The sequence below is a fragment of the Pseudoalteromonas sp. SG41-1 genome (genome assembly GCF_014164575.1).
In the GTDB taxonomy this organism is placed as follows: Bacteria; Pseudomonadota; Gammaproteobacteria; order Enterobacterales; family Alteromonadaceae; genus Pseudoalteromonas; species Pseudoalteromonas rhizosphaerae.
In genome coordinates, this window is sequence record NZ_JACJFL010000023.1 from 23,326 (window position 1) to 48,898 (window position 25,573).

The 25,573-nt window shown below is 41.3% G+C and carries 24 protein-coding genes; 12 read left to right on the forward strand and 12 right to left on the reverse strand.

The features are described from left to right. The first annotated feature begins 51 nt into the window (after positions 1 to 51). The 5 genes from H5203_RS13445 to H5203_RS13465 all read left to right on the forward strand — a co-directional run bounded on the left by H5203_RS13445 (position 52) and on the right by H5203_RS13465 (position 5,847). Entirely contained in the window at positions 52 to 1,860 is a 1,809-nt protein-coding gene (locus H5203_RS13445; protein WP_182760123.1) for an assimilatory sulfite reductase (NADPH) flavoprotein subunit, read from the forward strand. 68 nt (positions 1,861 to 1,928) lie between these two features. Next, the gene (gene cysI, locus H5203_RS13450; protein WP_182758034.1) at positions 1,929 to 3,626 is read left to right on the forward strand and encodes an assimilatory sulfite reductase (NADPH) hemoprotein subunit; all 1,698 of its coding nucleotides are present in this window, start codon (positions 1,929 to 1,931) and stop codon (positions 3,624 to 3,626) included. A 43-nt stretch (positions 3,627 to 3,669) separates the two neighbouring features. Further along, positions 3,670 to 4,410: a phosphoadenylyl-sulfate reductase gene (locus H5203_RS13455; protein ID WP_182819863.1), complete on the forward strand. Its 741-nt coding sequence runs from the start codon at positions 3,670 to 3,672 to the stop codon at positions 4,408 to 4,410. 137 nt (positions 4,411 to 4,547) lie between these two features. After that, positions 4,548 to 5,282, forward strand: coding sequence for an ABC transporter substrate-binding protein (locus tag H5203_RS13460; protein WP_182819864.1), 735 nt, complete (start codon positions 4,548 to 4,550; stop codon positions 5,280 to 5,282). A 34-nt stretch (positions 5,283 to 5,316) separates the two neighbouring features. Then, entirely contained in the window at positions 5,317 to 5,847 is a 531-nt protein-coding gene (locus H5203_RS13465) for a DUF4124 domain-containing protein (protein ID WP_145237915.1), read from the forward strand. Here the strand turns inward: H5203_RS13465 and H5203_RS13470 are convergent. The 4 genes from H5203_RS13470 to H5203_RS13485 form a co-directional block, all read right to left on the reverse strand. Continuing rightward, on the reverse strand, positions 5,844 to 6,689 hold the full coding sequence (locus tag H5203_RS13470) for an ABC transporter substrate-binding protein (protein WP_182735686.1): 846 nt from the start codon (positions 6,687 to 6,689) through the stop codon (positions 5,844 to 5,846). The two genes, H5203_RS13465 and H5203_RS13470, sit on opposite strands and share 4 nt — an antisense overlap. Positions 6,690 to 7,061: 372 nt before the next feature. Then, entirely contained in the window at positions 7,062 to 9,809 is a 2,748-nt protein-coding gene (gene acnA, locus H5203_RS13475) for an aconitate hydratase AcnA (protein WP_145237924.1), read from the reverse strand. A gap of 195 nt (positions 9,810 to 10,004) precedes the next feature. Further along, entirely contained in the window at positions 10,005 to 10,433 is a 429-nt protein-coding gene (locus tag H5203_RS13480; protein ID WP_145237927.1) for a hypothetical protein, read from the reverse strand. Between the two features lie 76 nt (positions 10,434 to 10,509). Continuing rightward, on the reverse strand, positions 10,510 to 10,893 hold the full coding sequence (locus H5203_RS13485) for an RNA-binding S4 domain-containing protein (RefSeq protein WP_064667768.1): 384 nt from the start codon (positions 10,891 to 10,893) through the stop codon (positions 10,510 to 10,512). Between the two features lie 257 nt (positions 10,894 to 11,150). Between H5203_RS13485 and H5203_RS13490 the strand changes: the two genes are divergently transcribed. Then, a complete protein-coding gene (locus H5203_RS13490; RefSeq protein ID WP_145237930.1) occupies positions 11,151 to 11,438 on the forward strand; it encodes a hypothetical protein in 288 nt (95 codons plus the stop codon). A gap of 56 nt (positions 11,439 to 11,494) precedes the next feature. Further along, positions 11,495 to 12,157 (forward strand): hypothetical protein, encoded by a 663-nt coding sequence (locus tag H5203_RS13495; protein ID WP_145237934.1) that lies wholly within the window; start codon positions 11,495 to 11,497, stop codon positions 12,155 to 12,157. On the opposite strand, the gene H5203_RS13500 is transcribed toward H5203_RS13495, so the two are convergent. From H5203_RS13500 to glnA, 5 genes are all read right to left on the reverse strand, one after another. Further along, positions 12,154 to 12,612, reverse strand: a complete 459-nt coding sequence (locus H5203_RS13500) for a cyclic nucleotide-binding domain-containing protein (RefSeq protein WP_145237937.1) — start codon at positions 12,610 to 12,612, stop codon at positions 12,154 to 12,156. The genes H5203_RS13495 and H5203_RS13500 overlap by 4 nt on opposite strands. 28 nt (positions 12,613 to 12,640) lie before the next feature. Then, entirely contained in the window at positions 12,641 to 14,026 is a 1,386-nt protein-coding gene (gene ntrC, locus H5203_RS13505; protein ID WP_145237940.1) for a nitrogen regulation protein NR(I), read from the reverse strand. 18 nt (positions 14,027 to 14,044) lie between these two features. Further along, complete coding sequence (glnL, locus tag H5203_RS13510) at positions 14,045 to 15,115, reverse strand: nitrogen regulation protein NR(II) (protein ID WP_145237942.1); 1,071 nt, start codon at positions 15,113 to 15,115, stop codon at positions 14,045 to 14,047. Between the two features lie 90 nt (positions 15,116 to 15,205). Next, positions 15,206 to 15,718 carry a DUF4124 domain-containing protein gene (locus H5203_RS13515; protein ID WP_246175485.1) on the reverse strand — a complete coding sequence of 171 codons (513 nt, stop codon included), beginning with the start codon at positions 15,716 to 15,718 and terminating at the stop codon, positions 15,206 to 15,208. A 132-nt stretch (positions 15,719 to 15,850) separates the two neighbouring features. Further along, on the reverse strand, positions 15,851 to 17,257 hold the full coding sequence (gene glnA / locus H5203_RS13520; RefSeq protein WP_145237945.1) for a glutamate--ammonia ligase: 1,407 nt from the start codon (positions 17,255 to 17,257) through the stop codon (positions 15,851 to 15,853). A gap of 519 nt (positions 17,258 to 17,776) precedes the next feature. Here glnA and typA point away from each other — a divergent pair. After that, positions 17,777 to 19,600 (forward strand): translational GTPase TypA, encoded by a 1,824-nt coding sequence (gene typA / locus H5203_RS13525; RefSeq protein ID WP_145237948.1) that lies wholly within the window; start codon positions 17,777 to 17,779, stop codon positions 19,598 to 19,600. Between the two features lie 455 nt (positions 19,601 to 20,055). On the opposite strand, the gene H5203_RS13530 is transcribed toward typA, so the two are convergent. Next, positions 20,056 to 20,784 carry a CBM9 family sugar-binding protein gene (locus tag H5203_RS13530; RefSeq protein ID WP_145237951.1) on the reverse strand — a complete coding sequence of 243 codons (729 nt, stop codon included), beginning with the start codon at positions 20,782 to 20,784 and terminating at the stop codon, positions 20,056 to 20,058. 194 nt (positions 20,785 to 20,978) lie between these two features. On the opposite strand from H5203_RS13530, the gene H5203_RS13535 reads away from it, so the two are divergent. After that, positions 20,979 to 21,254, forward strand: coding sequence for a hypothetical protein (locus H5203_RS13535; RefSeq protein WP_145237954.1), 276 nt, complete (start codon positions 20,979 to 20,981; stop codon positions 21,252 to 21,254). Here the strand turns inward: H5203_RS13535 and H5203_RS13540 are convergent. Then, positions 21,249 to 22,340 carry an MBL fold metallo-hydrolase gene (locus H5203_RS13540; RefSeq protein WP_182819865.1) on the reverse strand — a complete coding sequence of 364 codons (1,092 nt, stop codon included), beginning with the start codon at positions 22,338 to 22,340 and terminating at the stop codon, positions 21,249 to 21,251. The genes H5203_RS13535 and H5203_RS13540 overlap by 6 nt on opposite strands. Before the next feature lie 178 nt (positions 22,341 to 22,518). Then, positions 22,519 to 23,175 (reverse strand): DUF2959 domain-containing protein, encoded by a 657-nt coding sequence (locus H5203_RS13545; RefSeq protein ID WP_145237960.1) that lies wholly within the window; start codon positions 23,173 to 23,175, stop codon positions 22,519 to 22,521. Between the two features lie 88 nt (positions 23,176 to 23,263). On the opposite strand from H5203_RS13545, the gene H5203_RS13550 reads away from it, so the two are divergent. The 3 genes from H5203_RS13550 to dtd are packed head-to-tail and all read left to right on the forward strand — an operon-like array spanning position 23,264 to position 25,568. Continuing rightward, positions 23,264 to 24,157, forward strand: coding sequence for a virulence factor BrkB family protein (locus H5203_RS13550; RefSeq protein ID WP_145237963.1), 894 nt, complete (start codon positions 23,264 to 23,266; stop codon positions 24,155 to 24,157). 32 nt (positions 24,158 to 24,189) lie between these two features. After that, positions 24,190 to 25,143, forward strand: a complete 954-nt coding sequence (locus H5203_RS13555) for an alpha/beta fold hydrolase (RefSeq protein WP_145237966.1) — start codon at positions 24,190 to 24,192, stop codon at positions 25,141 to 25,143. Beyond that, a complete protein-coding gene (dtd, locus tag H5203_RS13560) occupies positions 25,131 to 25,568 on the forward strand; it encodes a D-aminoacyl-tRNA deacylase (RefSeq protein ID WP_182732350.1) in 438 nt (145 codons plus the stop codon). The genes H5203_RS13555 and dtd overlap by 13 nt, the downstream gene beginning before the upstream one ends. Positions 25,569 to 25,573: the final 5 nt, after the last annotated feature.

Consider the following 25,573-nt stretch of genomic DNA (forward strand, 5'->3'; position numbering starts at 1 on the left):
CAATCAGTGAGCATTTTGCAGATAACTTTCAGGGTTACGGGGAATTAATTCATGTTGTTAAGTCAACTCAATGCGCTAGCAAGTCCGCTATCGCAAGAGCAAGTACAGAAGCTACAAGGTTTAGTGGCTGAGCTTAATCCAATCCAGCAAGCTTGGGTAAGTGGTTATCTTGCTGCGAATGCCAATACGGCGGCATTAGGTGGTGTTGTAGGTGCTGCGCCAAGTGTTGGGGATGCAGCGGCATTGACCATTTTATATGGCTCACAAACCGGTAATTCAAAAGGTGTAGCGACTAAGCTCAAAGAGCAAGCGGAGTCTCGTGGTTTAGCTGTTAAGCTGGTTAGCATGGCTGATTACAAACCAACGGCCCTGAAAAAAGAAAAATTCTTAACTGTCGTTGTTTCTACTTACGGTGAAGGTGAGCCGCCGGAAGATGCCGAAACATTACATGAGTTTTTAGCAACCAAAAAAGCGCCTAAGCTTGATGGCGTTAAAATTGCGGTTATAGGTTTAGGTGATTCAAGCTATGAGTTCTTCTGTCAAACAGCAAAAGACTTTGAACAGCGCTTAAATAAGCTCGGTGCAGAAACCATTTATCAGCGTGCTGATTTAGACGTTGATTACGATGATGAAGCCGCCAGCTGGATCAGCGGAGCACTTGATGCATTTGAACCTGATTTAAAAGCACAGCAAGGCGCAACAGGTGGGCAAGTGGTGTCATTTGGTGCACCAGCAACAGCTGCCAGCCAATATACTAAGCAAAACCCATTTCCAGCAGAACTTAGCCTAGTGCAAAAGATCACTGGTCGTGACTCTAGCAAAGATGTGCGCCATGTTGAGATTTCACTGGAAGGATCTGATATTACTTACACACCGGGCGATTCATTAGGCGTGTATTTTTTAAATGATGAGATTCTGGTTGATGAAGTACTTACACTGACGCAAATTGATGGTGCCAGCAAAGTTAAAATCGCTGATGAAGAGCTCAGTGTTCGTGATGCACTGATTGAAAAACTTGAATTGACTCAGTCATACCCTGGCTTTGTTGAAAAGTACGCGATAGCGACAGGTGCGCCTGAGCTATTAAAGCTGGTTGAAGATAAAGCGGCAATGCGTGAATATATTGAGCCTCGCCAAATCTTTGATGTGATCCGCCAAAATCCAGCTGCGCTTGAGGCACAAACGTTTGTTGATTGCCTACGTAAACTGCAAGCACGTTTATATTCAATTGCGTCAAGCCAAGCAGAAGTTGAAGATGAAGTGCACTTAACCATTGGTCTAGTTGAATTTGAAGCATTCGGTAGTGAGCATTTAGGTGGTTGTTCTGGTTATTTAGCACGTCGTGCTGAAGAAGGTTGTAAAGTAAAAGTATATAGCGAGCATAATGATAACTTCCGTTTGCCAACTAACGACGAAACGCCAGTGATTATGGTTGGCCCTGGTACTGGTATTGCGCCGTTCCGTGCTTTCTTGCAAGAACGTGATGCCCGCGAAGCATCCGGTAAAAACTGGTTATTCTTTGGTAATCCACACTTTACCCAAGATTTCTTATATCAAGTAGAAATTCAAGGTTACTTAAAATCAGGGCTACTAAGTAAAGTTGATGTGGCGTTTAGCCGTGACCAAGCAGAGAAGGTCTACGTGCAAGACAAGCTACGCCAAAACAGCAAAGACGTATTTGCATGGCTAGAAGCGGGCGCGCATTTTTATATTTGTGGTGACGCAAATCGCATGGCGAAAGATGTACACCAGGCATTGGTTGATATCATCAAAGAAAACAGCGGTAAGAACGATGAAGACGCTGAGCAGTATTTAAAAGATTTACGTAGCGCAAATCGCTATCAGAAAGACGTGTACTAAGCGTAGACGTTGCTTACTTTATAAAAGCAAAGCTAACAGCCGTCACTGTAACAAATTTAGGATCAAACATGAGCGAACAAGATAAAAACGTAAAGCTTTCTGATAACGAGCGTTTGAAAAGAGAAAGTAACTTTTTACGTGGCACCATAGAGCAAGATTTAAAAGATGAGATCACCGGTGGCTTCACTGCGGATAACTTTCAGTTAATTCGTTTCCACGGTATGTATCAACAAGATGACCGTGATATTCGAGGTGAGCGTGCTAAGCAAAAGCTAGAGCCATTACACAACGTAATGTTACGTGCTCGTATGCCTGGCGGTATTATCAAACCTGAACAATGGTTAGCAATTGATAAGTTTGCTGACGAAAAAACTAGCTACGGCAGTATTCGTTTAACAACCCGTCAAACGTTTCAATTTCATGGTGTGTTAAAACCAAATATAAAAGGCATGCACCAAATGCTTAATAGCGTGGGCATCGACTCTATTGCAACGGCAGGTGATGTTAACCGTAATGTACTTTGTACTACAAACCCTGTGGAATCTGAGTTGCATCAAGAAGCATACGAGTGGGCTGCAAAAATCTCAGAACATTTGTTACCAAAAACTAAAGCGTATGCAGAAATTTGGTTAAACGGTGAAAAGGCTGAGACTACAGAAGAGCCAATTTTAGGATCTAACTACTTACCGCGTAAGTTTAAAACCACAGTGACCATTCCACCGAACAACGAAGTGGATGTGCATGCGAATGACTTAAACTTTGTAGCTATTGCAGATAACGGCAAGCTAGTTGGTTTTAACGTATTAGTAGGCGGTGGCCTTGCCATGACCCACGGTGATACCGCAACCTATCCACGTAAAGCCGATGATTTTGGGTTTATCGCCTTAGCGGATACGCTAAAAATTGCTGAGCATGTGGTGTCTGTACAGCGCGACTGGGGTAATCGCTCAAACCGTAAAAACGCAAAAACTAAATACACCTTAGACCGTGTTGGTACTGATGTATTTAAAGCGGAAGTAGAGCAACGCGCAGGTGTTAAATTTGCGCCAAGCCGCCCTTATGAGTTTACTCATCGTGGCGATCGCATTGGTTGGGTTGAAGGTATTGATGGTAAGCATCACTTAACCTTATTTATCCAAAGTGGCCGTATTTTAGATTTACCGGGTAAACCACTGAAAACAGGTTGTCGCAAAATTGCAGAAGTTCACCAAGGTGATTTCCGTATGACAGCCAACCAAAATTTGATCATCGCCGGTGTGCCTGCCGATCAAAAAACAGTGATTGAAGAAATAGCCCGTAATCACGGTTTGATTGACGACAAAGACTCTGAGCAACGTAAAAACTCGATGGCCTGTGTGGCATTACCAACTTGTCCACTCGCAATGGCGGAAGCTGAGCGTTACTTACCAAGCTTAATTGAAAAGACCGAGGCATTGCTTGCTAAGCACGGTATTCCTGATGACAGTATCATCATGCGTGTGGTTGGTTGCCCTAATGGCTGTGGCCGCGCAATGTTAGCGGAAGCTGGCCTAGTAGGAAAAGGCCCAGGTAAATATAACGTGTACTTAGGGGGTAACCTTGAGGGGACGCGTATTCCTAAATTGTATTTAGAGAATGTTGGTGAAGACGTGTATTTAGACGCCTTTGACAAATTAATAGGTCAATGGGCAAGTGAGCGTAATGACGGCGAATGCTTTGGTGACTTTGTGATCCGCAAAGGCATAGTTGCTGAAGTTAAAGTGTCAGTCACCGATTTTCACGCTTAATTTAAAAGCAAGCGGTTACGCTTGCTGAGGTTTGGAATTTACTATGAGTGAATTTAAAAGCATATTACAGCTAGATAAAGAAAGCCAAGTAACACTGCTGGCTGATGCTAACGGCGTATTGAAAGATATGAGCGCTGAGCAGCGTGTCGCATGGGCACTGGAAAACTTGCCAGACACGCATTTTTTATCATCGAGCTTTGGTATTCAAGCGGCTGTGATGTTGCATTTAGTTACAGTACAGCGCCCCGATATTCCTGTGGTATTAACAGATACTGGTTACTTATTTCCTGAAACTTATCAGTTCATTGAGCAAATGACCGAACGCTTATCGCTAAATTTAAAAGTGTATAAGTCGCAGTTAAGCCCAGCTTGGCAAGAAGCCAAGTTTGGTAAGTTATGGGAACTAGGTGAAGCAGGTATTAAACAATACAACCAGCTTAATAAAGTTGAACCAATGACTCGCGCATTAAAAGACATTAATGCAGGTACTTGGTTTAGTGGCTTGCGCCGTGACCAATCATCAACACGTGCCGATAAGCAAATTATTGAAATTAGCCGTGGCACGGTAAAGGTTTACCCAATCATCGAATGGTCAAATCGCGATGTTTATCAGTACCTGACTAAACATGACTTACCATATCACCCATTATGGGAGCAAGGTTATGTGTCAATGGGCGATGTGCATACTACGCGTAAACTAGAGCCAGGTATGACCGAAGAAGAGACCCGTTTTTTTGGTCTAAACCGCGAATGTGGCCTACACATTGATGGTGATGGGATCTAATTCTGAACGTAAAAATATAAGTAAATCATTTAAGCTGAGATAGCTAACTATAGTGATTATTAAAGCGCAGCCTAGCTGCGTTTTAAATTTTTGACTATAATAGAATCAGCCGTTATAAATTGATGTGCATGTATTTTATGAAACCATATTACGTAATTTTCTTTTTATTCTTTTCTATTAGTCTTTTTGCCGATAACCTTCGCATTGCCTTACCCGAGCAAGATTACCCTCCTTATCACTTTGTTTGTTCAAAAACAGGCATTTTAAATGATGTTATTACATCGTTTTCGATGGCAACGGGGATCCAAATAGACTATACCTTCGTCCCTGAAATGCGCTCTGCGAAAATGGTGAAACGAGGTGATGTTGATGCACGAATGGAATCAGAAGTTTGGCTTGTAGATAATGGACCCTATTATTGGAGCCAAGAGATAGTAGTAATTGAAGATGTGTTAGTAGTCGCTCGAGGAGCTGAACTAATTGACTTTAAGGAGCTAAGCAGTTTAAAGGGCGGTGTTTTACTCGGGCGATTTGGTTATGTGTATCCAAAATATGAGCTACCAGTAGTGAATAAGACTCTGCACCGTGAGAATTTTTATTCAGACTTAGAAATATTGCAAAGTTTGCACAAAGATACTGATACAAGTAAACGCTTTACTGTTATGTCACGCTCTGTCGTAAACTGGTACATACAAAAGTACCCTGAGCTTGCTGCTTTGACCATAAGTGATGAAAATGTCGCTGAGGCGCCGCTGCAGTTGCAGTTTTCTTATAATTCAAGGGGTAAAAAGTACGCGAAAGAATTTAATGATTTTTTACAAAGCTTGAAAGATAATGGCGGCCTAGCTAAAATCATAGCCCGCTATCAATGATAGCAATCGAGAATTTTAACTCAAAGGATTGAAGATGAAGTATTTTGCGTACCTCGCTATTATGGTATTGCTGATCAGTGTCGCGGCATTATTTTATTTGCAACGACCCGATGGTCAAACGTGGTTAACCAGTGATGGTATTAGTAGTAAATCAAATCAGCTAACAGAGCAAATGGTTGCGTTATCAAGTGACACCCTTGCCATGGCAGCCACATTGGTTAGTGAGACCAGTCAAAAAGTTGTAGAATCAATTACCAATGAAAGCTCAGTAGCAACGACCGTTATTTATAAATGGCAAGATCAGCAAGGTCAATGGCATTACTCAGATCAGCCTAATCCTGAGGGCACAAGTGAAAAAGTAATTCTAGATCCGCGCGATATTACAGTAGTTGCGGCCGAAGATACGTCCATTTTAAAAGGCAGCTCAAAAACAACTAATATGTCTTTAATGCCAAACTCAGGCAGTGTTTATGATCCCGTGGTGATGAAAAAGCTGTTTGAAGATGCAGAGCAAGTGAAAGAACAGTTAGAGCAACGTACTAAATCGTTAGATGAGACGCATTAATTTGCTTTAATAGCGTTGTTTTGCTGTGTTTTTTCGGGCTGTGTTACAAAAAATTGTTGCTTAATGATTGGCAGGTTATAGGCTTTTAACCAACGATCAGTAGCTATCATTAGTTCTCCTGAAGCAACTAATCTTGTCAGGCCTTCATCAAAATTATCTCTGACAGACTTATCTTGAAAAACAATGTAAGAGCCTTGATAGTTTAAAATATCGCGATATATAAAACTTGTAGGGTCAAGTTGGGTGTTTGTTGATGTATGCCAGTAGAGCATTAAATAATCACCGATACGGGCATCGATCTTATTGGTAAGTAACTGTTTATTTAGGGCTTGTTGATTTCCTATTTCAGTATAATAGGTGAATACCTGTGTCGCCATGTTTTTATATTCTGGGCCAAAGATATCGCTCGCCCCTATAAAACTACCTACTCTTAAATTCTTCAAATCGTTCAACGTAGCTACTTTTTCGGTCCATGCAGAAGGAAGCATGGTCACACGGTTCATAAATCGTACTCGATAACGAGAAATAAAAGCATGTGCAGCTGGTTGTGCCGTATAGTTGATCGCTATATCAGCGACTTTATTGTTGAAGTAGCGTTGAATAGCATCATTATTTAACGGCACCAATTGCGGGTTTTGATAGCCTTGTATCAGTAACACTTGAACCACAAGTTGATCGAAGTAACCATTACCGGTTACGTTGTCCTGCATGAAATAAGGTGCAAAATTACCGGATGCAATAATCAATTTGTCATTTGCACGTAATTGAGTGGGTAAGCAAAGCACTAAAAATGCCGCTATTAATAAAGTTTTAGAGGTGTTAAATGGTTTGATTAATTGCATGACCTTGCTGCTATACATGTTTGTCACGTACAGCCTCTATGTTCATTAAAACAATAGTGAGGTAAATTTTTGTAGGCAGAGAAAATAGCACTCCGATAGCAATAAAAGCGGCGCTGATAATAATGCCATGTATACTATTTTGTTCACTAAACAGATCCGAGACTAATAAATAATGTCCAGTCGCAATAAGGCATATGCCAAGGACAATAAATACTTTTAGTACTGTGATGATCTTCTGCTCGGTCATAGTATGCAGGCATTAATGATAAGATGAATTAAGTGTAGTTAATAATGAGTAAGCTGACTTGTTTTACATCAAAAAATTAAGGGCTAAGCAAATTAATTTTGCAAAGCCCTAATATTATAGATTAATTAGCTAGTTAACATATTACGCAGTACATACTGTAAAATGCCGCCATGTTTGTAGTAATCCCACTCTTTGGGGGTATCAATACGGACATCGGCACTAAAGCTTAGTTTTTTGCCTTCGCTATTAGTGGCAACGACACTAACTTCCTTGGTTTTATCGTAGAGACCTTCGATATCGAACTGCTCTTGACCTGTTAACCCCAGTGATTCATGGCTCTCACCTGCTTTAAATTGCAGTGGTAGCACGCCCATACCAATTAGGTTCGAGCGATGAATACGCTCATAACTTTGCGCAATGACCGCTTTAATACCTAATAATAGCGAACCTTTCGCTGCCCAGTCTCGTGATGAACCCGTACCATACTCAGCACCGGCAAGCACAACGAGCGGTACGCCTTGCTGTTGATACGCCATTGCAGCATCGTAAATACTGGCAAGCTCATCATCAGGTTGAGTGCGCGTTACACCGCCTTCGGTGCCTGGTGCAAGCAAGTTTTTTAACCTTACGTTGGCAAACGTACCACGCATCATCACTTCGTGATTACCACGACGTGAACCATAAGAGTTAAATTGGGCTTTTTCAACGCCATTTTCTTGCAGGTATAGGCCTGCTGGTGCATCGGCCTTGATTGCCCCTGCAGGAGAAATATGGTCGGTAGTAACAGAGTCGCCAAGTTTTGCTAAACAGCGTGCGCCATTAATTGTTGGGATCCCCGGTGGTTCTGCTGTCATACCATCAAAGAATGGCGCTTTTTTGATGTAAGTTGATGCATCATTCCAATCATACAATTTGCCATCAGGTATTTTAATTTGCTGCCAACGATCGTCACCTTTGTAGACATTGCCGTAACTTGAAGCAAACATTTCTTTGGTAACGGTTTTTTTCACGAGTTCATTTACTTCACTTACTGAAGGCCAGATATTTTTCAGGTAAATATCATTACCATTAGCATCTTGCGCTAGAGGCTCGTTGTATACATCGATATCAGTGCGCCCAGCAATTGCGTAAGCAACAACCAACGGTGGTGAAGCTAAAAAGTTCATTTTCACATCTTGGTGAATACGCCCTTCAAAGTTACGGTTACCTGATAATATAGAACTTACCACCAGTTTATGTTTTTGAATCGCGTCAGAGATTTCATCAGCGAGAGGGCCTGAATTACCAATACAGGTAGTACAACCATAACCCACTAGGTTAAAGCCAAGGGCATCTAAATCATCCATTAAACCTGCTTTTTCTAAGTAGTCAGTGACCACTTGTGAGCCAGGTGCTAGTGATGTTTTTACCCAAGGCTTTACATTAATTCCTAATTGGCGAGCTTTTTGCGCAACTAAACCAGCGGCTAAAATCACACTTGGATTAGAAGTGTTGGTACAGCTAGTAATGGCAGCAATCACACAAGCGCCATCTTTGAGCTCAAATTCTTGCTCTTTAAAGTTAACCTTTGCAGCCCCCATAAACTGTGCTTCGTTGACCGTATCATCAGGGTTTATAGCTGGACCTTCACTTTCAATACGCGATTGCTGTTCATCGCTGTTGTCACGTTTTGCTAAGCGTTCATCTTGGAAGGTTTTTAAGTGTTTGGTAATAATATCGCCGGCTTGATCCAGTGCAATTCTATCTTGTGGACGTTTTGGACCTGCAAGGCTTGGCACCACATCGCTGAGGTTTAACTCGAGTTTATCGGTGTAATTAGCTTCATCGCCATCATTACGCCATAACCCTTGATGTTTTGCGTAGTCTTCAATCAGTTTTAACTGCTCTTCATCGCGATTAGTTAAGCGCAAGTAACTAATGGTTTCATCATCAATAGGGAAAATACCACAGGTAGCGCCGTATTCCGGTGCCATGTTGGCTATGGTTGCGCGGTCGGCCAGTGGTAAATCAGCAAGGCCATCGCCATAAAATTCTACAAATTTACCTACAACGCCATGCTTACGCAATATTTCAGTGACGGTCAGTACTAAATCTGTCGCTGTGGTGCCTTCAGGTAAGCGGCCACTGAGCTTCATGCCCACAACTTGTGGGATCAGCAAGCTAATTGGCTGGCCGAGCATTGCGGCTTCTGCTTCAATACCACCTACACCCCAGCCAAGCACGCCTAAGCCATTGATCATGGTAGTATGAGAATCAGTACCAACTAAGGTATCTGGGTAAGCAAATTTTTGCCCGTTGCGGTCTTCGTTAAATACCACTCGTGCCAGGTATTCTAAATTCACTTGGTGAACGATCCCTGTTGCAGGCGGCACTACTTTTAAGTTATCAAAGGCTGTTTGCCCCCAACGTAAAAACTCATAGCGTTCTTTATTGCGTTCATATTCTAGCTTGGCATTTAAATCAAATGAGCCATCATTACCATAGCCATCTACTTGTACAGAGTGATCAATTACCAATTCGGCAGGAGAGAGTGGGTTTATTTTCGCAGGATCGCCACCGAGTTTTTCCATGGCGTCACGCATTGCGGCTAAATCAACGATTGCAGGCACACCGGTAAAGTCTTGCATTACTACGCGTGCTGGCGTAAATGCTACCTCAGCAGTTGGCTTAGCTTGAGGATCCCAATCTAATAATGCATCGATATCTTGTGCTTTGATATTTACGCCATCTTCATTGCGTAATAAATTTTCTAGTAGAATTTTCAGCGAGAACGGCAATCGTTTGGCTTTGTCGCCTAATCCTTGCAGTGAATGAATATGAAACTGCTCGCCATTAATAGTGAGTTGTTTTTGGGTATCAAAACTATTATTCATTATATGCCCCTAAAGTAGATGAATGTCCTTAAATGGTAAATGTAACCTCTTTTAAATAGTGAAATGCAAACTGCATACCAGTATCAGATTGCACGATTAGTAGACAGTTTATGATACTGAGATGATGCTGAAAATTTAGATTTCAAGCCATGGGTAGTAAAACCAATCAAAACAACGCAAGCTTGCAGTGATGTTTTATCTCAGCCAGCCTTGTTGTTTGCCACGATGACTAAGTTGTAATAATAAAACAGCGATGATGATCACCAGTAGTGGCATAAATACAGCACTCGCACCGAGTAATGCAATACTGTTAATGACGATAAAATTATAAAATTGCTGGATAAAAATCGCGATTAAAGACAACGCAAAACACGCTCGCGCAATGGCATTTTTAAGCAATAAGAAAACACAGCCTAATGTGCCAGCAAAAACGGCTACAGCAAATGCTAAGGTAGACCATAAAGGGGTATTTGAATATGCAGCTTGTTGATCTGCAGGAAGTTTACTAATCATCTCAGGTGTCATAAGCAGTTGCATAATAAATGCAATTACCCCGAGTAAATTCCAAACTAATGCGGCCCAAGCAACACTTTTGAGCCAAGTAGGGGCTGTTGAAGTCGTCATAAAATGCTTTCTATTTGTCGTTATTTAGAAAGTAATTAAAGACGACCTCAAACTGTTTTACAAGTTATGCTGGTGATTAACCAAATGAAATTGGACGACGGCCCGTTTTTTCATCTACTTTCGGCTTTTTAGTACGTTTACGTTTGTTTTTAGGTGCCGCTGGTGTTTCTTGCACAGGGCTTTTTACACTCTCAGATTGAGTATTTTCCACAGCACGCTGCGCCGGTGTTGCATCTTCACTTAGGGTTAACTTAAATAGCTCACCATCAAATTCAAGCACATCACCACTGTATAATTTTTTCCGCTTGATTGTACAAATTTCATGGTTAACGCCAACATAACCTTCAGTGATAAGGTTTTTGGCTTGGCCGCCACCTTCGACTAAATCAAGAACTTTTAAGAGTTTGCATAGCTCAATTGGCTCTTCTTCTAATTCAATTTCAATATATTCGTCGTTCATGTTTGATCTCATTAAGGTAGGGCACAGCCTGTAGTATAAAGGCTGTGCGCGACTTTTGCATCAAGCAGCCTAAAGTCTACAGGGCATTAAATAGAATTAACCTGAAACTATATCGAATTTTCTACCGTCTTTAAAAAAACGGTAGTAATTCAAGCGTAGTATCCGCGTGAAAAGCTGGCCTACAATTTGCTGTTCGAATCGAATTCGATATTTAGTTGGTCATTTTATTACAAATGCCGCAGTACTGGAGATTTAACATGGGCGTAAGACTAGCCATGAAAAAAGAGCTAATGGGTTTAGAGGGTTCTGACTTTATGACCGCAGATGATGTGCGTGCGCGGCTTAATCAGGTTGCAAAGAAAGCATCGCAACAACCAGAGCGAGGCTTTTCGCTTATTTCACGTTTTAACGACAATCACAGCCAATTAAGTTGTGGTGAAAATAGCAAAGAAAAACTACTTGAGTTTCAACGACACCGCTTGTTTAAGGATGTTTTATATACCCGTAAAAGCGTGGATGCTTGGCTCAATAGCCAAGTGAATTAACTTGCTATAAATAGTCACCTCGAATAGACTACAGTTGTAATCTATTCGAGGTGACTATGAAATATGGCATTTTAATTGGCATGTTGTTATTACTAACTGCGTGCCAACAACCAACAATATATGTGTACACGCAAGCGTTAACAGAGCTAGAAAAACAACAGCTAACAATACGCTTACAGCAACAACCATTACCGTATCAGTTTATTCAATTACCAATCCCCAAAGAGTTTGCCGCTGCGACACTGTTAACTTCCGAAGATAAGCTACTTACAGCTGAAACCGAGCAGCTTGCTGATATTATGCAAGCAATGGGCTATCAGCCACAGATACACTATGTGTCGGCGGCAAATCATCATTATAGCAATGGCAATATTGGCTTTTACTTGCGTGGTGAGCAAATAGAGCTAGGTTTTGATGTGCCAGAACAAATGCGAACTACTGGTTGCGTTGAAGATCGTTACAATGGTCTCAAAGTTAGATTTGTTGATAACTTGGTTGAATTTGCTTTACTAAATGGTGCCCGCGCTCAGTTAGTTTGGCAGCGTTATGAAAATTATTTAGTCATCAATTATAGAGATACTTCGCAGTCATACACGCATTTAAGCCCTTTGGTTGCTACTCCTTTTGGGGAAAAGCCCTCAGACACATTTCGCTATAACGCACACATTACAGGGCCGCATTGGTTAAACTGCTCGCTGCAAGTTGTGTATATGGATTAGCCCCGTGATTCTAGGTAGTGACTAAGTTTGGCTATACGCTCGCTCATCCCTTCGATAATGCGGTCTTTAATTTTTTCGCGGATCACATTTGGTAAACGTATTAGTGCTTCGCTGGTAATCGCCAGTACTATGGTATCGCTTTTAGCACGAGCACTGGTGCTGTGCTCGCGGTTATTTATAAACGCACCTTCACCAATAAATTCGCCTGGTTCAATGGTGCCTAAATCCATCAGATGACTATGTTTAAATACCACAATAGCGCCGCTGAGCACGATATACAGTTGTTTGTCGTTATCAAACTGTTTAAACACAAAGCGATCTTTATTGATCAAGTATAAGTGACTGAATGACTCCAGTAATACTTGGCGCTCATTGAGGCTGAACTCTCTAAAAAAACTCAGCCTATTAAGTATCTCCATCTGCTTTATTAATGGAATATGCTCGATTAACTTCAACTTATTTTCCTTCGTTTGAGCAGGGAAGTTAGTTGATATTGCGCTCTTTTAATTTACGGGTCAATGTATTGCGGCCCCAGCCTATTTTTACTGCGGCTTCTTGTTTATGTCCTGCACAGTTTGCCAATGCGGTTTTAATTAGGCGGGTTTCTAATTGCGCTTGTACATTAGGCCAGATGTTTTCTTTGCCTTGCTTAAGCTCTAGGTTAAGCCATTGTTGAAAGGCATCAAGCCAATCACCCTCTTGTTGAGTCTCGTCAATTGCTAAGATCTCTGGAGGTAAGTCTTGCTCACTCACAAGCTCGCCGGGAGCCATAACGGTAAGCCAGCGGCAGGTGTTCTCTAGTTGACGAACATTGCCAGGCCAGTTGAACAAGCGTAGTAAGTCGGTGGCTTTTGAGCTGAGAATTTTGCTTTCGACTTGTAAGTCTTTGGCGCTTTTATGTAAAAAATGCTGTGCTAAGCGTTCAATGTCTTCGGTACGTTCACGCAGTGCAGGTAGGCGCAGGCGCACAACATTTAAGCGATGAAATAAATCGTCTCTGAATTTGCCTTGTTTTACTAAGTCTTCAAGGTTTTGGTGAGTCGCGGCAATGATCCGGACATCAACTTTAATACTTTGATGGCCACCAACACGGTAAAACTCACCATCAGCTAAAACACGCAGCAAACGGGTTTGTACATCCAGCGGCATATCACCAATCTCATCTAAGAATAGCGTACCGCCATTGGCTTGCTCAAAGCGACCTTTACGTACGCTATCAGCACCAGTAAAAGCGCCTTTTTCATGGCCAAATAGCTCTGATTCAACCAACTCTTTTGGAATAGCTGCCATGTTTAAGGCAATAAACTGGTTTTCTTTGCGTGGGCTGTGGTTATGTAAAGCACTGGCTACCAATTCTTTACCGGTACCAGATTCACCATTGATAAGTACGCTCATACTTGATGCTGACAGCTTACCTATTGCCCGAAATACTTCCTGCATGGCTGGCGCTTCGCCAATGATATGGGCACTTTTAGGTGGTGCGGGTTTACGTTTTACTTTTTTAGTTGAGTTAGCGCGACACGCGCTTTCTACTAACGCAACTGCTTCATTTAAATCAAATGGTTTGGCTAGGTATTCAAAAGCACCTTTTTGAAACGCATTTACCGCTGAATCTAAATCTGAATGCGCAGTCATGATGATCACTGGCAAGCCTGGGTTTTGTTCAGCGATCAGTTCTAATAATGCCATACCATCCATACCAGGCATACGTACATCAGACACCAGTACCGTAGGTTGGCTAAACTTTAATGCTGACAGCACGTCTTGTGCATTAGAAAAACTTTCAGCATTAAATCCTGCGCGAGTTAGTGCTTTTTCAAGTACAAAGCGAATAGATGCATCATCATCAACCAGCCAAACTGTTTTCATGCAAACTCCAAAAACCGATTAATCCGCAAAAGGCAGATATATATTAAACTCTGTATGACCTGGCCAGCTATCGCATTCTATATAGCCGTTGTGTTGATCGATCAAGGTTTGTGCAATCGAGAGACCTAAGCCAGAACCACCTTCTTTGTTGGTGATCATCGGGTAAAATAATGTCTCTTTGATGCTGGAATCGATACCTGGTCCGTCATCTGAAATTTGGATCAGCAGTGCCTTTTTAGGGGCTTTTCCGGGGCGACGTTGCTGGTGATTAATACGTGTTTTAATTTTTATCACGCCACCACCGACTAACGCTTGTTGTGCATTTCGAACGATGTTAAGTACTACTTGCTGAATTTTACCTTGGTCAATATAGACATCAGGTATACTTGGGTCGTAATCTTTTTCCAAGCTAATATTGGCGCAATTATCTAATGTACTTAGTTTAATTACAGACTCTAAGGTTTGATGAATATTACCGTATGACTTTTGTGGTAATTGATTCGGGCCCAGTAGCCTGTCAACAAGCTCTCGTAAGCGATCGGCTTGTTCAATAATTAATTCTGCACATTCATCCCGTTCTTGCTGATCAACCTCATACTGCAATAATTGCGCCGCTCCGCGAATTCCGCCTAAAGGATTTTTGATTTCATGAGCAAGCCCTCTAATTAGGTTACGTGCTGCCTGATATTGATGCATTTGATTAGAAGCTTGATCGTGGCGAATTTCATCATCGGTTTGGCGACACTCGAATAAAATAAAATACTCATTTTGTAACTTCACGCGACGCGAACTAATTGCCAGTTTGGCATGACGAGAATCAACAAAAACCACGTCAGCTCTGTGCTGGTGGCAATCTACACCATCTACCAAAGAGTATTGTGCAATGCGTTTAAGGTCAATGGAATGGTAATTAAAAAGACTGTCAAACGGTTGATTGAGGATACGTTTAGGGCCTAATCCTAACAGTTCACTGGCGCTATTATTAGCGTAAATAAGGGTGAATTGTTGATCAAGTAAGATCACTGCCGTTGACAGGTTTTGCCAAATGCTAGTTAGTAACTCAGGGTTAAAATTTTTATTATCGGGCATGGTTGCACCATTTTAGTGCGTTGATGATTATTAGCAGCTTAGCACAAATATTTTAAGTAAATTATGGTCTTTGATAGAAATACATGGTTTTTATAAAGACGATGCTCTATGCATATAAAATGTGCTCACTGGACTAACAGAGACAACAGAGCCTTGTGGGTCAAATAGCTTCAGTTGCAATGTGTGTTCGCCACGGTTTACCTCGCGCAGGGCAAAAGTACTGATATTGCTAGGTTCTGCGTACGGTGCGCCATCAACTAGTAGTTGAATTTTAAAACCATTCTCAAAGCGTGGTGTTATACGGCTAGTTACATACACTGAACCGGTATTTTCACGAACAGTGCCTTGATCGGCAGGGGAAGAAATAACCGCTTTATAGCTTTTCACAGCCGCTGGTTGCTGTTCATCTAAAATGCTTGTATCAACAGTCGGCATCGACAAACTTTGATTGGTGAGCTTGATTTCTTGCGCACCTGGTTTAGGAGTATCTGAAAATACTGATACGCCATTTTTATCTTTCCAAGAATAAATTTTCTTATCGCCAGAATAGCCATAAAAGCTGATTAAAATCAGAGTTACTAGTAATAAAAGCGTCTTTTTCACCTTGTCACCTTGCATTTTTTGCACTAATTAAACTTTAGTGGAGAATGGGAAAATTAGCCATAAAAAAAGCCCGCAGAACGGGCCTTGAGAACACACATATATTATCTATAAGATAATTTTTCTACAGCCTAATTAACAGCTGTAGTACATTTCGAACTCAACAGGGTGAGTCGTCATGTTAAGCTTTTCAACTTCTTTAGACTTAAGTGCAATGTAAGCATCGATTAAATCGTTAGTGAATACACCACCTTGATTTAAGAACTCACGGTCAGCATCTAGAGACGCAAGCGCTTCTTGTAGTGAAGTTGCAACTGTTGGGATTTCTGCTGCTTCTTCTGCTGGTAAGTCGTATAAATCTTTATCCATTGCATCGCCAGGGTGGATCTTGTTTTTGATACCATCAAGGCCAGCCATAAGCATTGCAGAGAAAGCAAGGTATGGGTTAGCTGTTGGATCTGGGAAGCGTACTTCGATACGACGACCTTTTTCTGATGGAACCACTGGGATACGGATTGATGCAGAACGGTTACGTGCAGAGTACGCAAGCATTACTGGCGCTTCAAAGCCTGGTACTAAACGTTTGTACGAGTTAGTAGACGCATTTGCAAAAGCATTGATTGCTTTAGCATGCTTGATAATACCACCGATGTAGTAAAGCGCTTCTTCAGAAAGACCGCCGTACTTGTCGCCTGCGAATAAGTTAACACCGTCTTTAGCTAAAGACTGGTGACAGTGCATACCAGAACCATTGTCACCAACGATTGGCTTAGGCATGAAGGTCGCTGTTTTGCCATATAAATGAGCCATGTTATGGATAACATATTTCATTTCTTGGATTTCATCTGCTTTTAATACCATAGTGTTAAAGCGAGTTGCGATTTCGTTTTGACCAGCTGTAGCCACTTCGTGGTGATGCGCTTCTACAACTTGACCTAGCTCTTCAAGAACTAAACACGTCGCTGAACGCCAATCTTGGAAATCATCCACTGGAGCAACAGGGAAATAACCACCTTTCACGCCTGGACGATGGCCAGTGTTGCCGCCTTCGTAGCTTTTATCTGAGTTCCAAGCTGCTTGCTTAGAATCAATCTTGTACATTGAACCTGACATATCAGTTTTGTATTTGATGTCATCAAATACGAAGAACTCTGGCTCAGGACCAAATAGCACGGTATCAGCAATACCAGTAGAACGCATGTACTCTTCAGCGCGCTTAGCAACTGAACGAGGATCACGCTCATAACCTTGTAATGTGCCAGGTTCAACAACATCACAACGTAAAATTAAAGTAGCTTCTTCTGTGAAAGGGTCTAATTTAGCAGACTCAGCAACAGGTAGTAATACCATGTCTGATTCGTTAATGCCTTTCCAACCAGCAATTGAAGAACCGTCAAACATTTTGCCGTCTTCAAAGAAATCTTCATCTACTTGGTGATGAGGAATAGAAACATGTTGCTCTTTACCTTTGGTATCAGTAAAGCGTAAATCAACGAACTTAACGTCATTTTCTTTAATAAAATCTAAAACCGATTGTGACATGTGTCCTCCAACTGTTGGGTTTTATTTTGCTGCATAATTGCTTTTGCTTTTATAGTAAGCGGCTTTTATGCCATTTTTATAGTGCATTGTTTTTTAAGGTTAAAAAATAAGTTATACATCCAGCTTTTATATGTTTTGCACCATATTGGATCGTCTTATGATCATTTTGGTGCGCCAGTGTGGTTGCTTCTCTTTAGCGCTAAATTGTATAGATTATAAACACCAACATAAAGCTAACTTACTCACCAAATACTGCCAAATTATGACAATAATAGCTAGGAATGAGCAAAATAGTGACAAATTGAAAAATTAAATTAATTAAAATGTCATATATAAAACAGATACTTATTAGAAGTATGAAGAAAGTTGTGAAATATATATTGGATAAACTTTCATCCATGTCATTAATGAGGGATAATATGCGCCCTTTTAAATCCTATGCTGGGACATCTCGTGAAAACGCAGGTGAGTGCGTAGATCTTGCAGGATCATTGAGAATTAATTTCTCTGAGTAAAAATATGAGCATCGAAAAGTTAAGAAATATAGCGATTATCGCGCACGTTGACCACGGTAAAACAACATTGGTTGACAAACTACTTGAGCAATCAGGTACATTAGAAACACGCGGCGGTAACGAAGAGCGCGTGATGGACTCAAACGACATTGAGAAAGAACGTGGTATTACCATTTTGGCTAAAAACACAGCCATTTCATGGAATGACTACCATATCAATATCGTAGACACCCCTGGACACGCCGACTTTGGCGGTGAAGTTGAACGCGTACTTTCGATGGCTGACTCAGTATTACTACTTGTTGATGCTCAAGAAGGTCCAATGCCACAAACGCGTTTCGTTACGCAAAAAGCATTCGCGCAAGGCTTAAAGCCAATCGTTGTTATCAATAAAATTGATAAGCCAGGTGCACGTCCTGATTGGGTTATGGATCAAATCTTTGATTTATTCGACAACTTAGGCGCAACTGACGAACAGTTAGACTTTAAAGTAATCTATGCATCAGCAATCAACGGCTGGGCAACATTAGATTTAGACGAGCCATCAGACAACATGGAACCTATGTTCAAGATGATCGTTGACGAAGTATCACCACCGGATGCAGATCCTGAAGGTGACTTCCAAATGCAGATTTCGCAACTTGATTACAACTCATATGTTGGTGTAGTCGGTATCGGTCGTATCAAACGTGGTTCTGTTGCTCCTAACCAACAAGTTACTATTATCAGTGCCGATGGTACTAAACGTAATGGTAAAATTGGCGCAGTACAAAGCTACCTAGGCCTTGAGCGTATCGAAACTGATAAAGCTTACGCTGGTAACATCGTTACAGTAACAGGTATTGGTGAGCTTAAGATTTCTGATACAGTTTGTTTCCCTGGCAACGTTGAGGCATTACCACCACTAAGTGTTGATGAGCCAACTGTAACAATGACATTCTCTGTAAATAACTCACCTTTCTGTGGTAAAGAAGGTAAGTTTGTAACGTCACGTAATATCCGTGAGCGTTTAGACAAAGAATTAGTACACAACGTAGCACTTCGCGTTGAAGATACTGCTAGCCCAGATAGCTTCCGTGTATCTGGTCGTGGTGAATTACACCTAGGTATCTTAATCGAAAACATGCGTCGTGAAGGTTACGAGCTAGCTGTTTCTCGTCCAGAAGTAATCTTACGTACTGTTGATGGCGTTCTAGAAGAACCGTTTGAAACAGTAACAATTGACTGTCAAGATGAGCACCAAGGTTCTGTAATGGAGCAAATTGGTCTTCGTAAAGGCGAACTAACAAATATGACGCCAGATGGCAAAGGTCGTATGCGTTTAGACTTTATGATCCCAAGTCGTGGTTTAATCGGTTTCCAAACTGATTTCATGACGCTTACATCAGGTTCTGGTCTTATGTACCATACTTTCGACCATTACGGTCCGCACAAAGGTGGCGAGATCGGTGTTCGTAAGAACGGTGTAATGATTGCAAATGCAACAGGTAAAGCACTTACTAACGCATTATTCAACTTACAAGAACGTGGTCGCTTATTCATCGGTCACGGTGTTGAAGTATACGAAGGTATGGTTATCGGTATTCATAACCGTGATAACGACCTTACAGTTAACGCCCTTAAAGGCAAGCAGTTAACTAACGTACGTGCATCTGGTACTGATGAAGCGCAAACGCTTTCTCCGCACCTAAACTACTCACTTGAGCAAGCGCTTGAGTTCATCGATGATGACGAGCTAGTTGAAGTAACACCACTAAACATTCGTATCCGTAAGCGTCATCTTACAGAAAACGAACGTAAACGTGCTGGTCGTGCGCCTAAAGGATAATCACCTTATAAATTAAGCTGATTTTAAAAGCCGCTGTATTGCAAAATACAGCGGCTTTTTTGTGGTTATTAGTTAGCGAGAGTAAAGTTAGCGAGAGTAAAGTTTGTGAGGGGAAGAGCTGTAAGCTATAAGCGGTCAGATTAGAACAGCGTAGTTGGCTAGATTGGTGTTTGTATAGCTATTAGGTAAAAACCGCTAGATTTTATAAACCATGCAACATAACCTCTTTCCTCTAAAAGTGCAGCGCCTCTTATCCTCTTTGTGAATAACTGACTTAAAGATTTTTTTGCACAAGGAGAAGAAAATGAGCAGTAAAAGAGGAAGGGCTTTTAAAGTAGCTGATAATGCAAAGCCCCTGTTTTTGTTAGCGGGGTATTTTTTCGTTGGGTTTCGCTGCGCTCAACCCAACCTTGCTTAACTTGCTAACTTTACTCTAGTTGACTCGCCAACTCCTATCACTTTTTCGGTAATAACGTAACCTTTCCAAATACGCTGGCGTCGATATAGCCTAGGTTGCGGCTGCCATTTACGGGTTGTACTTCATGCGAACCCATAAAGTGCTCACGAATTTTACTGCCGTCGTTATCGCAGTAGGCGAGCATAAAGCCGATTACTTGCTTTGCCGTTAACTTAAGCGGGGTGTTTGGCACACCTTCTTGGAAATCATTCGGGTAGAGCTTAATGGCTACTTCCCATGTGATGTTATATGGGGCGGTACTGTTTCGTTGCCAGTGGCTGATTAAATGATCTGTGTATAAATGGGGTTTTTTATCAGCTCCGAAATCGGCAGCTTGGTTATCAAGACCAATGTGATAGGCAAACGCAGTATGATTGAACTGATGGTTACCGCCAGCTGCGTCGCTATCAATAAACACTTCTAAGGCATCATCGTCCCAGTACTTATCGGTAGGATCTGGATGGGTATCAATTAGTACATCATCCACAATATCGGCTTGTAAATACAGGTAGTTTTCATCCCAAAGTAACTTGTAGCGGCCTTTAAAGTCTTTATCTGAGTCAGGCAAGGTGCCATCCATAAGAAAAGGCATAGGCTGCCATTTTGCTTGGTCCCATGCGCTTTCAGATACACCGTCAATAGTAATTGGTGTTGCTGTATGCTCTACATCGATAGCCATAGCGGCGTTGCTCATTAATAGGCCTAAGGTAAGCGCGGCTGTTTTCATCTAATTCTCAAAGTTTCTTATTTTGTTTGTGGTTCAATAGTGACTGAAACAAAAATTGAAAACAACAGACAGAATGTTCAGGTATAAAATTAGTGATAGTAATGGATCGTAAGTGAATACAGTTTTTTACATTTTCTCGCTCAGTTAACAGGTAAAGTAATGGCACTACTAGAATTAATATAAAAGGAATAATTGTGGCTAACGTATTGTTGTTGATTGTGGCTATGTTGTTATCTGGCTGTACTTCGTCGCAAGTAATGAGCTCGGGTTGTGACTTTGTTGTTGGTAGTGCACAAAGTCAGCAACGGCAAGTGCAGAACCACTCGCTTGATAGCTCAGAGACACACCAAACAGCGAATATAATTAATGGTTTTTTTAGTATGTTACTTGGGCCAATAAATCGCTCCCTCGGTGATGATGAATGCAAGACTGAAGAGCAATCGTATCAGTATCCAAGTGTCGTTTTATAGTGCGACACTTTGCCCTTCATTTAAAATATACAGCGGGATTTGTGACTTCATTTCATCATACATATGCAATAAGCGCAGCAATGCAGAATGGCTGCTGTGATCGCCCATCTTCCAACTTGAGTTGCCATAGCCCCACGGTATCATAACTTTACAATTAAGCTCCTGTGCGGCTGTTAAGGCATCCTCAGGAGTAGTATGTACATAACGATACCAGTTGCCATTCTCTTCGTGGTAATAAGAGGCAATCGGCATTAAACAGATATCAATATCACCGTATTTTTGTTGGATATCCTTAAAATGTTGGGAGTAGCCAGTATCGCCTGCAAAAAATAAAGTGCTGCCATTTTGCTCAAGTAACCAGCCATTCCATAAATCTTTATCGTTATCTTCGTAAATAAAGGGCACTAACACACGACTGCTAAAATGATGCGCAGGTAGCGCATGAATGGTTAAATCATCAATTTTAGTTTTTGCATACCACGCCATTTCGCTAATATTAAAACCACCGGTAGGAAAGTTATCTGCCATACCAAGTGGTGTTAAGTAGCGAGGTTTATTACCGATGCTTTCAATGTCTGCTTTATTGAAGTGATCGTAATGAATATGAGAATAAATTACTGCGTCTAGATTGTTAAGTTCGCTTTCGCTAAGCCAGTCCCCAGGTTTACGATAAAACCCAGATGCCAGCCGAAAAGCTAAATCAACAGGGGAGTCAAATTGCTCTTTTACTGGGTCAAATACAACTTGCTGGCCGTTAGGAGTGTTGATCATAAACCCGGCGTGACCGAGCCAGCGAACTGTGTAGCCGGTATTTAGTTGTGGTGCTAGTTGCGCGCCTTGATAGAGGCAGTTTTCACCCGGAGTTTCACATATCAAGTTAGCATTACTTGGGTAACAATCACTTTCGCAGCTAATCGGATAGGTTTTTTTCCCTGGATAGAAGTTGTGGTAGCGCCCAGCCTGCTCACCCTCTTGATGAAGTGGCACAACAGTATCAGCGCCTGCAATTCTTTGCACATGATTGGCAGTGCTACACGCAGCTAATAAACTTGATGCGATAATTAAACTAACTGCATGTATTTTCATTGTTTAATTTTTTTATAATTCTAATTAGGTAGAATTGTAGCAAAAATAGCCGATGAAAAAACACTTAAAAAGTAACAAGATATAACAACAAAAAAGCCTACATAAATGTAGGCTTTGATTACTCCGCGACTAGCAAACTAGCGCTCTTGATAAGTGACAGGCAAACTCACAGGCTGATTTAGCCTGCTTTACTCATTTGCTCAATAAATTTATTTGAATCAGCAATCGACTTGTTCATGTCATCCATTAACACTTTTATATCGCGCTTAAGATTAGTGAATTCACCTTGAATGGCTGATACAGCTTGTGCATTAAGGTTATGCTTCAAGTATAAAACATTGTCATGCAGTGATGACAGTACCGGCTCCATCTTGCTTTCAGCATTACGCATAGAGCGTAACAGTTTATCAAAGTCACGTTTGGTTGCGGTGAGCTTTTTATTACTTTCACGTTTAAGTGAAGCGTTAGAATATTGTTCTAATTCATCGCTCCATTCTTCAAACAATGCTTCAGCTACATCTTCAACTTTGTTGATGTTATTTGTAACGTCATTAGCAGCCGCAAGGCTAGATTCGTAGTCATCATTGAGTTGGTCATAGGCTGCTTGCACATCCCCACCATCAAAGTTAATCAATGTTGTTAAACGTTCAAGTGCAGATTGGAATTCCTCTTGAGACTCTTCTTGAGACTCTTTAGTTGCTTCTACGCGGTCCACTAAAATGTCACGCTTATGCACACCAACTGATTCCATAGCCGAGTAATATGCAGATTGGCAGCCAGATAAAGCCAGTGATAAGGCCAATATTGGTGCGCTGAGTAAAGTCAGTTTTTTCATCGAGATCCCTTTTTAAATCCGTTAGTGCTGTAAATTATGTGGTGGATTGCTATGATAATCAAAACTATTTTAGCAGAAAGTTAACTTTATGAATGAAAAGGTCGCACATTATAAACAGCAGTTGAGGGTACTTATACGTCAGCAGCCAACGTGGTGGATGCAGTATATTAATCGCTGCATTGACGACCAAATTACTGTAAATGCTGGTTATTTAGCCTATGTAACCTTACTTTCATTGGTTCCTTTAATTGCAGTTGGCGTGGCTATTTTCTCGGCTTTTCCTGGCTTTGAAGATACCCGTATTGCTATTGAAAACTTTTTATTTACTAACTTTGTGCCTACCTCATCAGATGTAATTAAAGAGCATATAACGTCTTTTGCAGGTAATGCCAATCAAATGACCGCTGTAGGTATTGGTTTTCTTGCAGCGATAGCATTGCTACTGATCCGTAATGTTGATGCGACGCTGAATCGAATTTGGCGAATTAAAACCAAGCGACCAATGATGATTTCTTTCGCGGTATATTGGATGGTGTTGAGTTTAGGGCCATTGTTATTAGGCGCAAGTATTGGTGTTACTTCATATATTGTGTCGTTAGTATCATTTGCCGATCAGGGGATTCCGGGCTTTAGTGGCTTTTTATTAAAATTACTGCCTTATTTAATTTCTATGGCTGGCTTTATTATGCTCTATACTTTAGTGCCTAATACTCGCGTATCTTTTAAAGCTGCAGTACCAGGTGCTTTATTTGCAGCCTTGTTGTTTGAATTAACTAAAAAAGGTTTTGCGCTTTATATCAGTCACTTTCCTTCATACGAAGTGATTTATGGTGCGGTGGCAACTATTCCAATTTTATTTGTGTGGGTGTATTTGTCGTGGGTGGTTGTGTTACTCGGTGCAGAGTTTACAGTATGTATTGGCCCTAAAAATATCGAAGATACACCCGATATTATCCTTGATGAGGGCGATGCTAATAAGTAATTCACTGCATCGCTGATAGGAGAATCGGCATTATGCAGTTATATCCAAATATTACCCCATACCATGATTTTCATTTGAGTGTGGGAAGTGGGCACCAAATTCATGTACAAGAGTTCGGTGATCCAGCTGGCTTGCCGGTGGTAATTTGCCATGGCGGGCCCGGCGTAGGTTTACATGCTGATAATTGCCGTTTCTTTGATCCTACCCGTTATCGTATTATTTTATATAGCCAACGCGGCTGCGGGCAATCAACGCCTCATTTAACTAGCGCTAATACAACCACAGAACTGGTCGCTGACCTTGATTATTTACGCACTTACTTAGGACTAGAAAAGTGGGTGTTAAGCGGTGGTTCGTGGGGAGCAACTCTGTGTTTGCTGTATGCCATCGAACACACTCAACATGTACATGGGTTAATTTTACGAGGCACGTTTTTAGCTACTTCAGCCGATTTTCAGTGGCTATATAGTCGTCATGGTGCTGCTGCACATTTTTATCCTGAATTATATGCGCGTTTTTCTCAGGATTTACCTGATGTTGCCAGCATTTTTGCGTTTTATCGGCGGCAACTAAATGATGATAATCAAATTAATGCAAATCACTTTGCTAAATTATGGTGCCAATGGGAAAACGTATTAAGCCATGGTAAACAGCAACATCAATGGGGGTTAAGTTCACCACAGTTGGGGCTTAATATGGCGCGTTTAATGGTCCATTACTTTACTGCTCAGTGTTTTATTACTGATAACTTCATTGGTGAACACTATAAAAAAATTAGTAAAATTCCTACTTGGTTTATTCATGGCAGGCATGATTTAGTGTGTCGTTTTAATGCCGTACAGCATTTAGCTGAGCAACTCAACGCACAGTTACTTATTTTAGATGGTGTTGGGCATGGTGTTGATAGTAATGTATATTTAGCGGCAGTGCGGCGTGCAGCCGATCTTATGTGTATCAAATTATCGAGGAATAGATGCAAGGATTAATTCAGCGCGTAAAACACGCAAAAGTTGAAGTGGATGGTCAGGTAATTGGTCAAATTGAGCAGGGGCTTTTATTGTTGCTTGGGGTTGAAAAGCATGATGATCAACAAAGCACTGATAAGCTGCTACATAAAGTTAGCAATTACCGCGTATTTAGCGATGAAAACGACAAAATGAATTTAAGCCTGCAAGATATTCAAGGTGAGTTATTGGTGGTATCGCAATTTACTCTGGCGGCAGATACTAAAAAAGGCATGCGGCCAAGTTTTTCATCAGCAGCCACACCTGCACAAGCTAATGAGCTATACGAATACTTTGTTAGCCAAGCTAGAGTTATGGGGTTAAGCGTAGCTACAGGGCAATTTGCTGCGGATATGCAAGTCAGTTTATGTAATGATGGGCCAGTGACATTTAATTTAACAGTGTAGTTAAG

Bases quoted from the DNA above. Each gene is read 5' to 3' on its own strand.
- H5203_RS13445 (WP_182760123.1), top strand. From the start codon at position 52: ATGTTGTTAAGTCAACTCAATGCGCTAGCAAGTCCGCTATCGCAAGAG.
- cysI (WP_182758034.1), top strand. From the start codon at position 1,929: ATGAGCGAACAAGATAAAAACGTAAAGCTTTCTGATAACGAGCGTTTG.
- H5203_RS13455 (WP_182819863.1), top strand. From the start codon at position 3,670: ATGAGTGAATTTAAAAGCATATTACAGCTAGATAAAGAAAGCCAAGTA.
- H5203_RS13460 (WP_182819864.1), top strand. From the start codon at position 4,548: ATGAAACCATATTACGTAATTTTCTTTTTATTCTTTTCTATTAGTCTT.
- H5203_RS13465 (WP_145237915.1), top strand. From the start codon at position 5,317: ATGAAGTATTTTGCGTACCTCGCTATTATGGTATTGCTGATCAGTGTC.
- H5203_RS13470 (WP_182735686.1), bottom strand. From the start codon at position 6,689: ATGCAATTAATCAAACCATTTAACACCTCTAAAACTTTATTAATAGCG.
- acnA (WP_145237924.1), bottom strand. From the start codon at position 9,809: ATGAATAATAGTTTTGATACCCAAAAACAACTCACTATTAATGGCGAG.
- H5203_RS13480 (WP_145237927.1), bottom strand. From the start codon at position 10,433: ATGACGACTTCAACAGCCCCTACTTGGCTCAAAAGTGTTGCTTGGGCC.
- H5203_RS13485 (WP_064667768.1), bottom strand. From the start codon at position 10,893: ATGAACGACGAATATATTGAAATTGAATTAGAAGAAGAGCCAATTGAG.
- H5203_RS13490 (WP_145237930.1), top strand. From the start codon at position 11,151: ATGGGCGTAAGACTAGCCATGAAAAAAGAGCTAATGGGTTTAGAGGGT.
- H5203_RS13495 (WP_145237934.1), top strand. From the start codon at position 11,495: ATGAAATATGGCATTTTAATTGGCATGTTGTTATTACTAACTGCGTGC.
- ntrC (WP_145237940.1), bottom strand. From the start codon at position 14,026: ATGAAAACAGTTTGGCTGGTTGATGATGATGCATCTATTCGCTTTGTA.
- glnL (WP_145237942.1), bottom strand. From the start codon at position 15,115: ATGCCCGATAATAAAAATTTTAACCCTGAGTTACTAACTAGCATTTGG.
- glnA (WP_145237945.1), bottom strand. From the start codon at position 17,257: ATGTCACAATCGGTTTTAGATTTTATTAAAGAAAATGACGTTAAGTTC.
- typA (WP_145237948.1), top strand. From the start codon at position 17,777: ATGAGCATCGAAAAGTTAAGAAATATAGCGATTATCGCGCACGTTGAC.
- H5203_RS13530 (WP_145237951.1), bottom strand. From the start codon at position 20,784: ATGAAAACAGCCGCGCTTACCTTAGGCCTATTAATGAGCAACGCCGCT.
- H5203_RS13540 (WP_182819865.1), bottom strand. From the start codon at position 22,340: ATGAAAATACATGCAGTTAGTTTAATTATCGCATCAAGTTTATTAGCT.
- H5203_RS13545 (WP_145237960.1), bottom strand. From the start codon at position 23,175: ATGAAAAAACTGACTTTACTCAGCGCACCAATATTGGCCTTATCACTG.
- H5203_RS13550 (WP_145237963.1), top strand. From the start codon at position 23,264: ATGAATGAAAAGGTCGCACATTATAAACAGCAGTTGAGGGTACTTATA.
- H5203_RS13555 (WP_145237966.1), top strand. From the start codon at position 24,190: ATGCAGTTATATCCAAATATTACCCCATACCATGATTTTCATTTGAGT.
- dtd (WP_182732350.1), top strand. From the start codon at position 25,131: ATGCAAGGATTAATTCAGCGCGTAAAACACGCAAAAGTTGAAGTGGAT.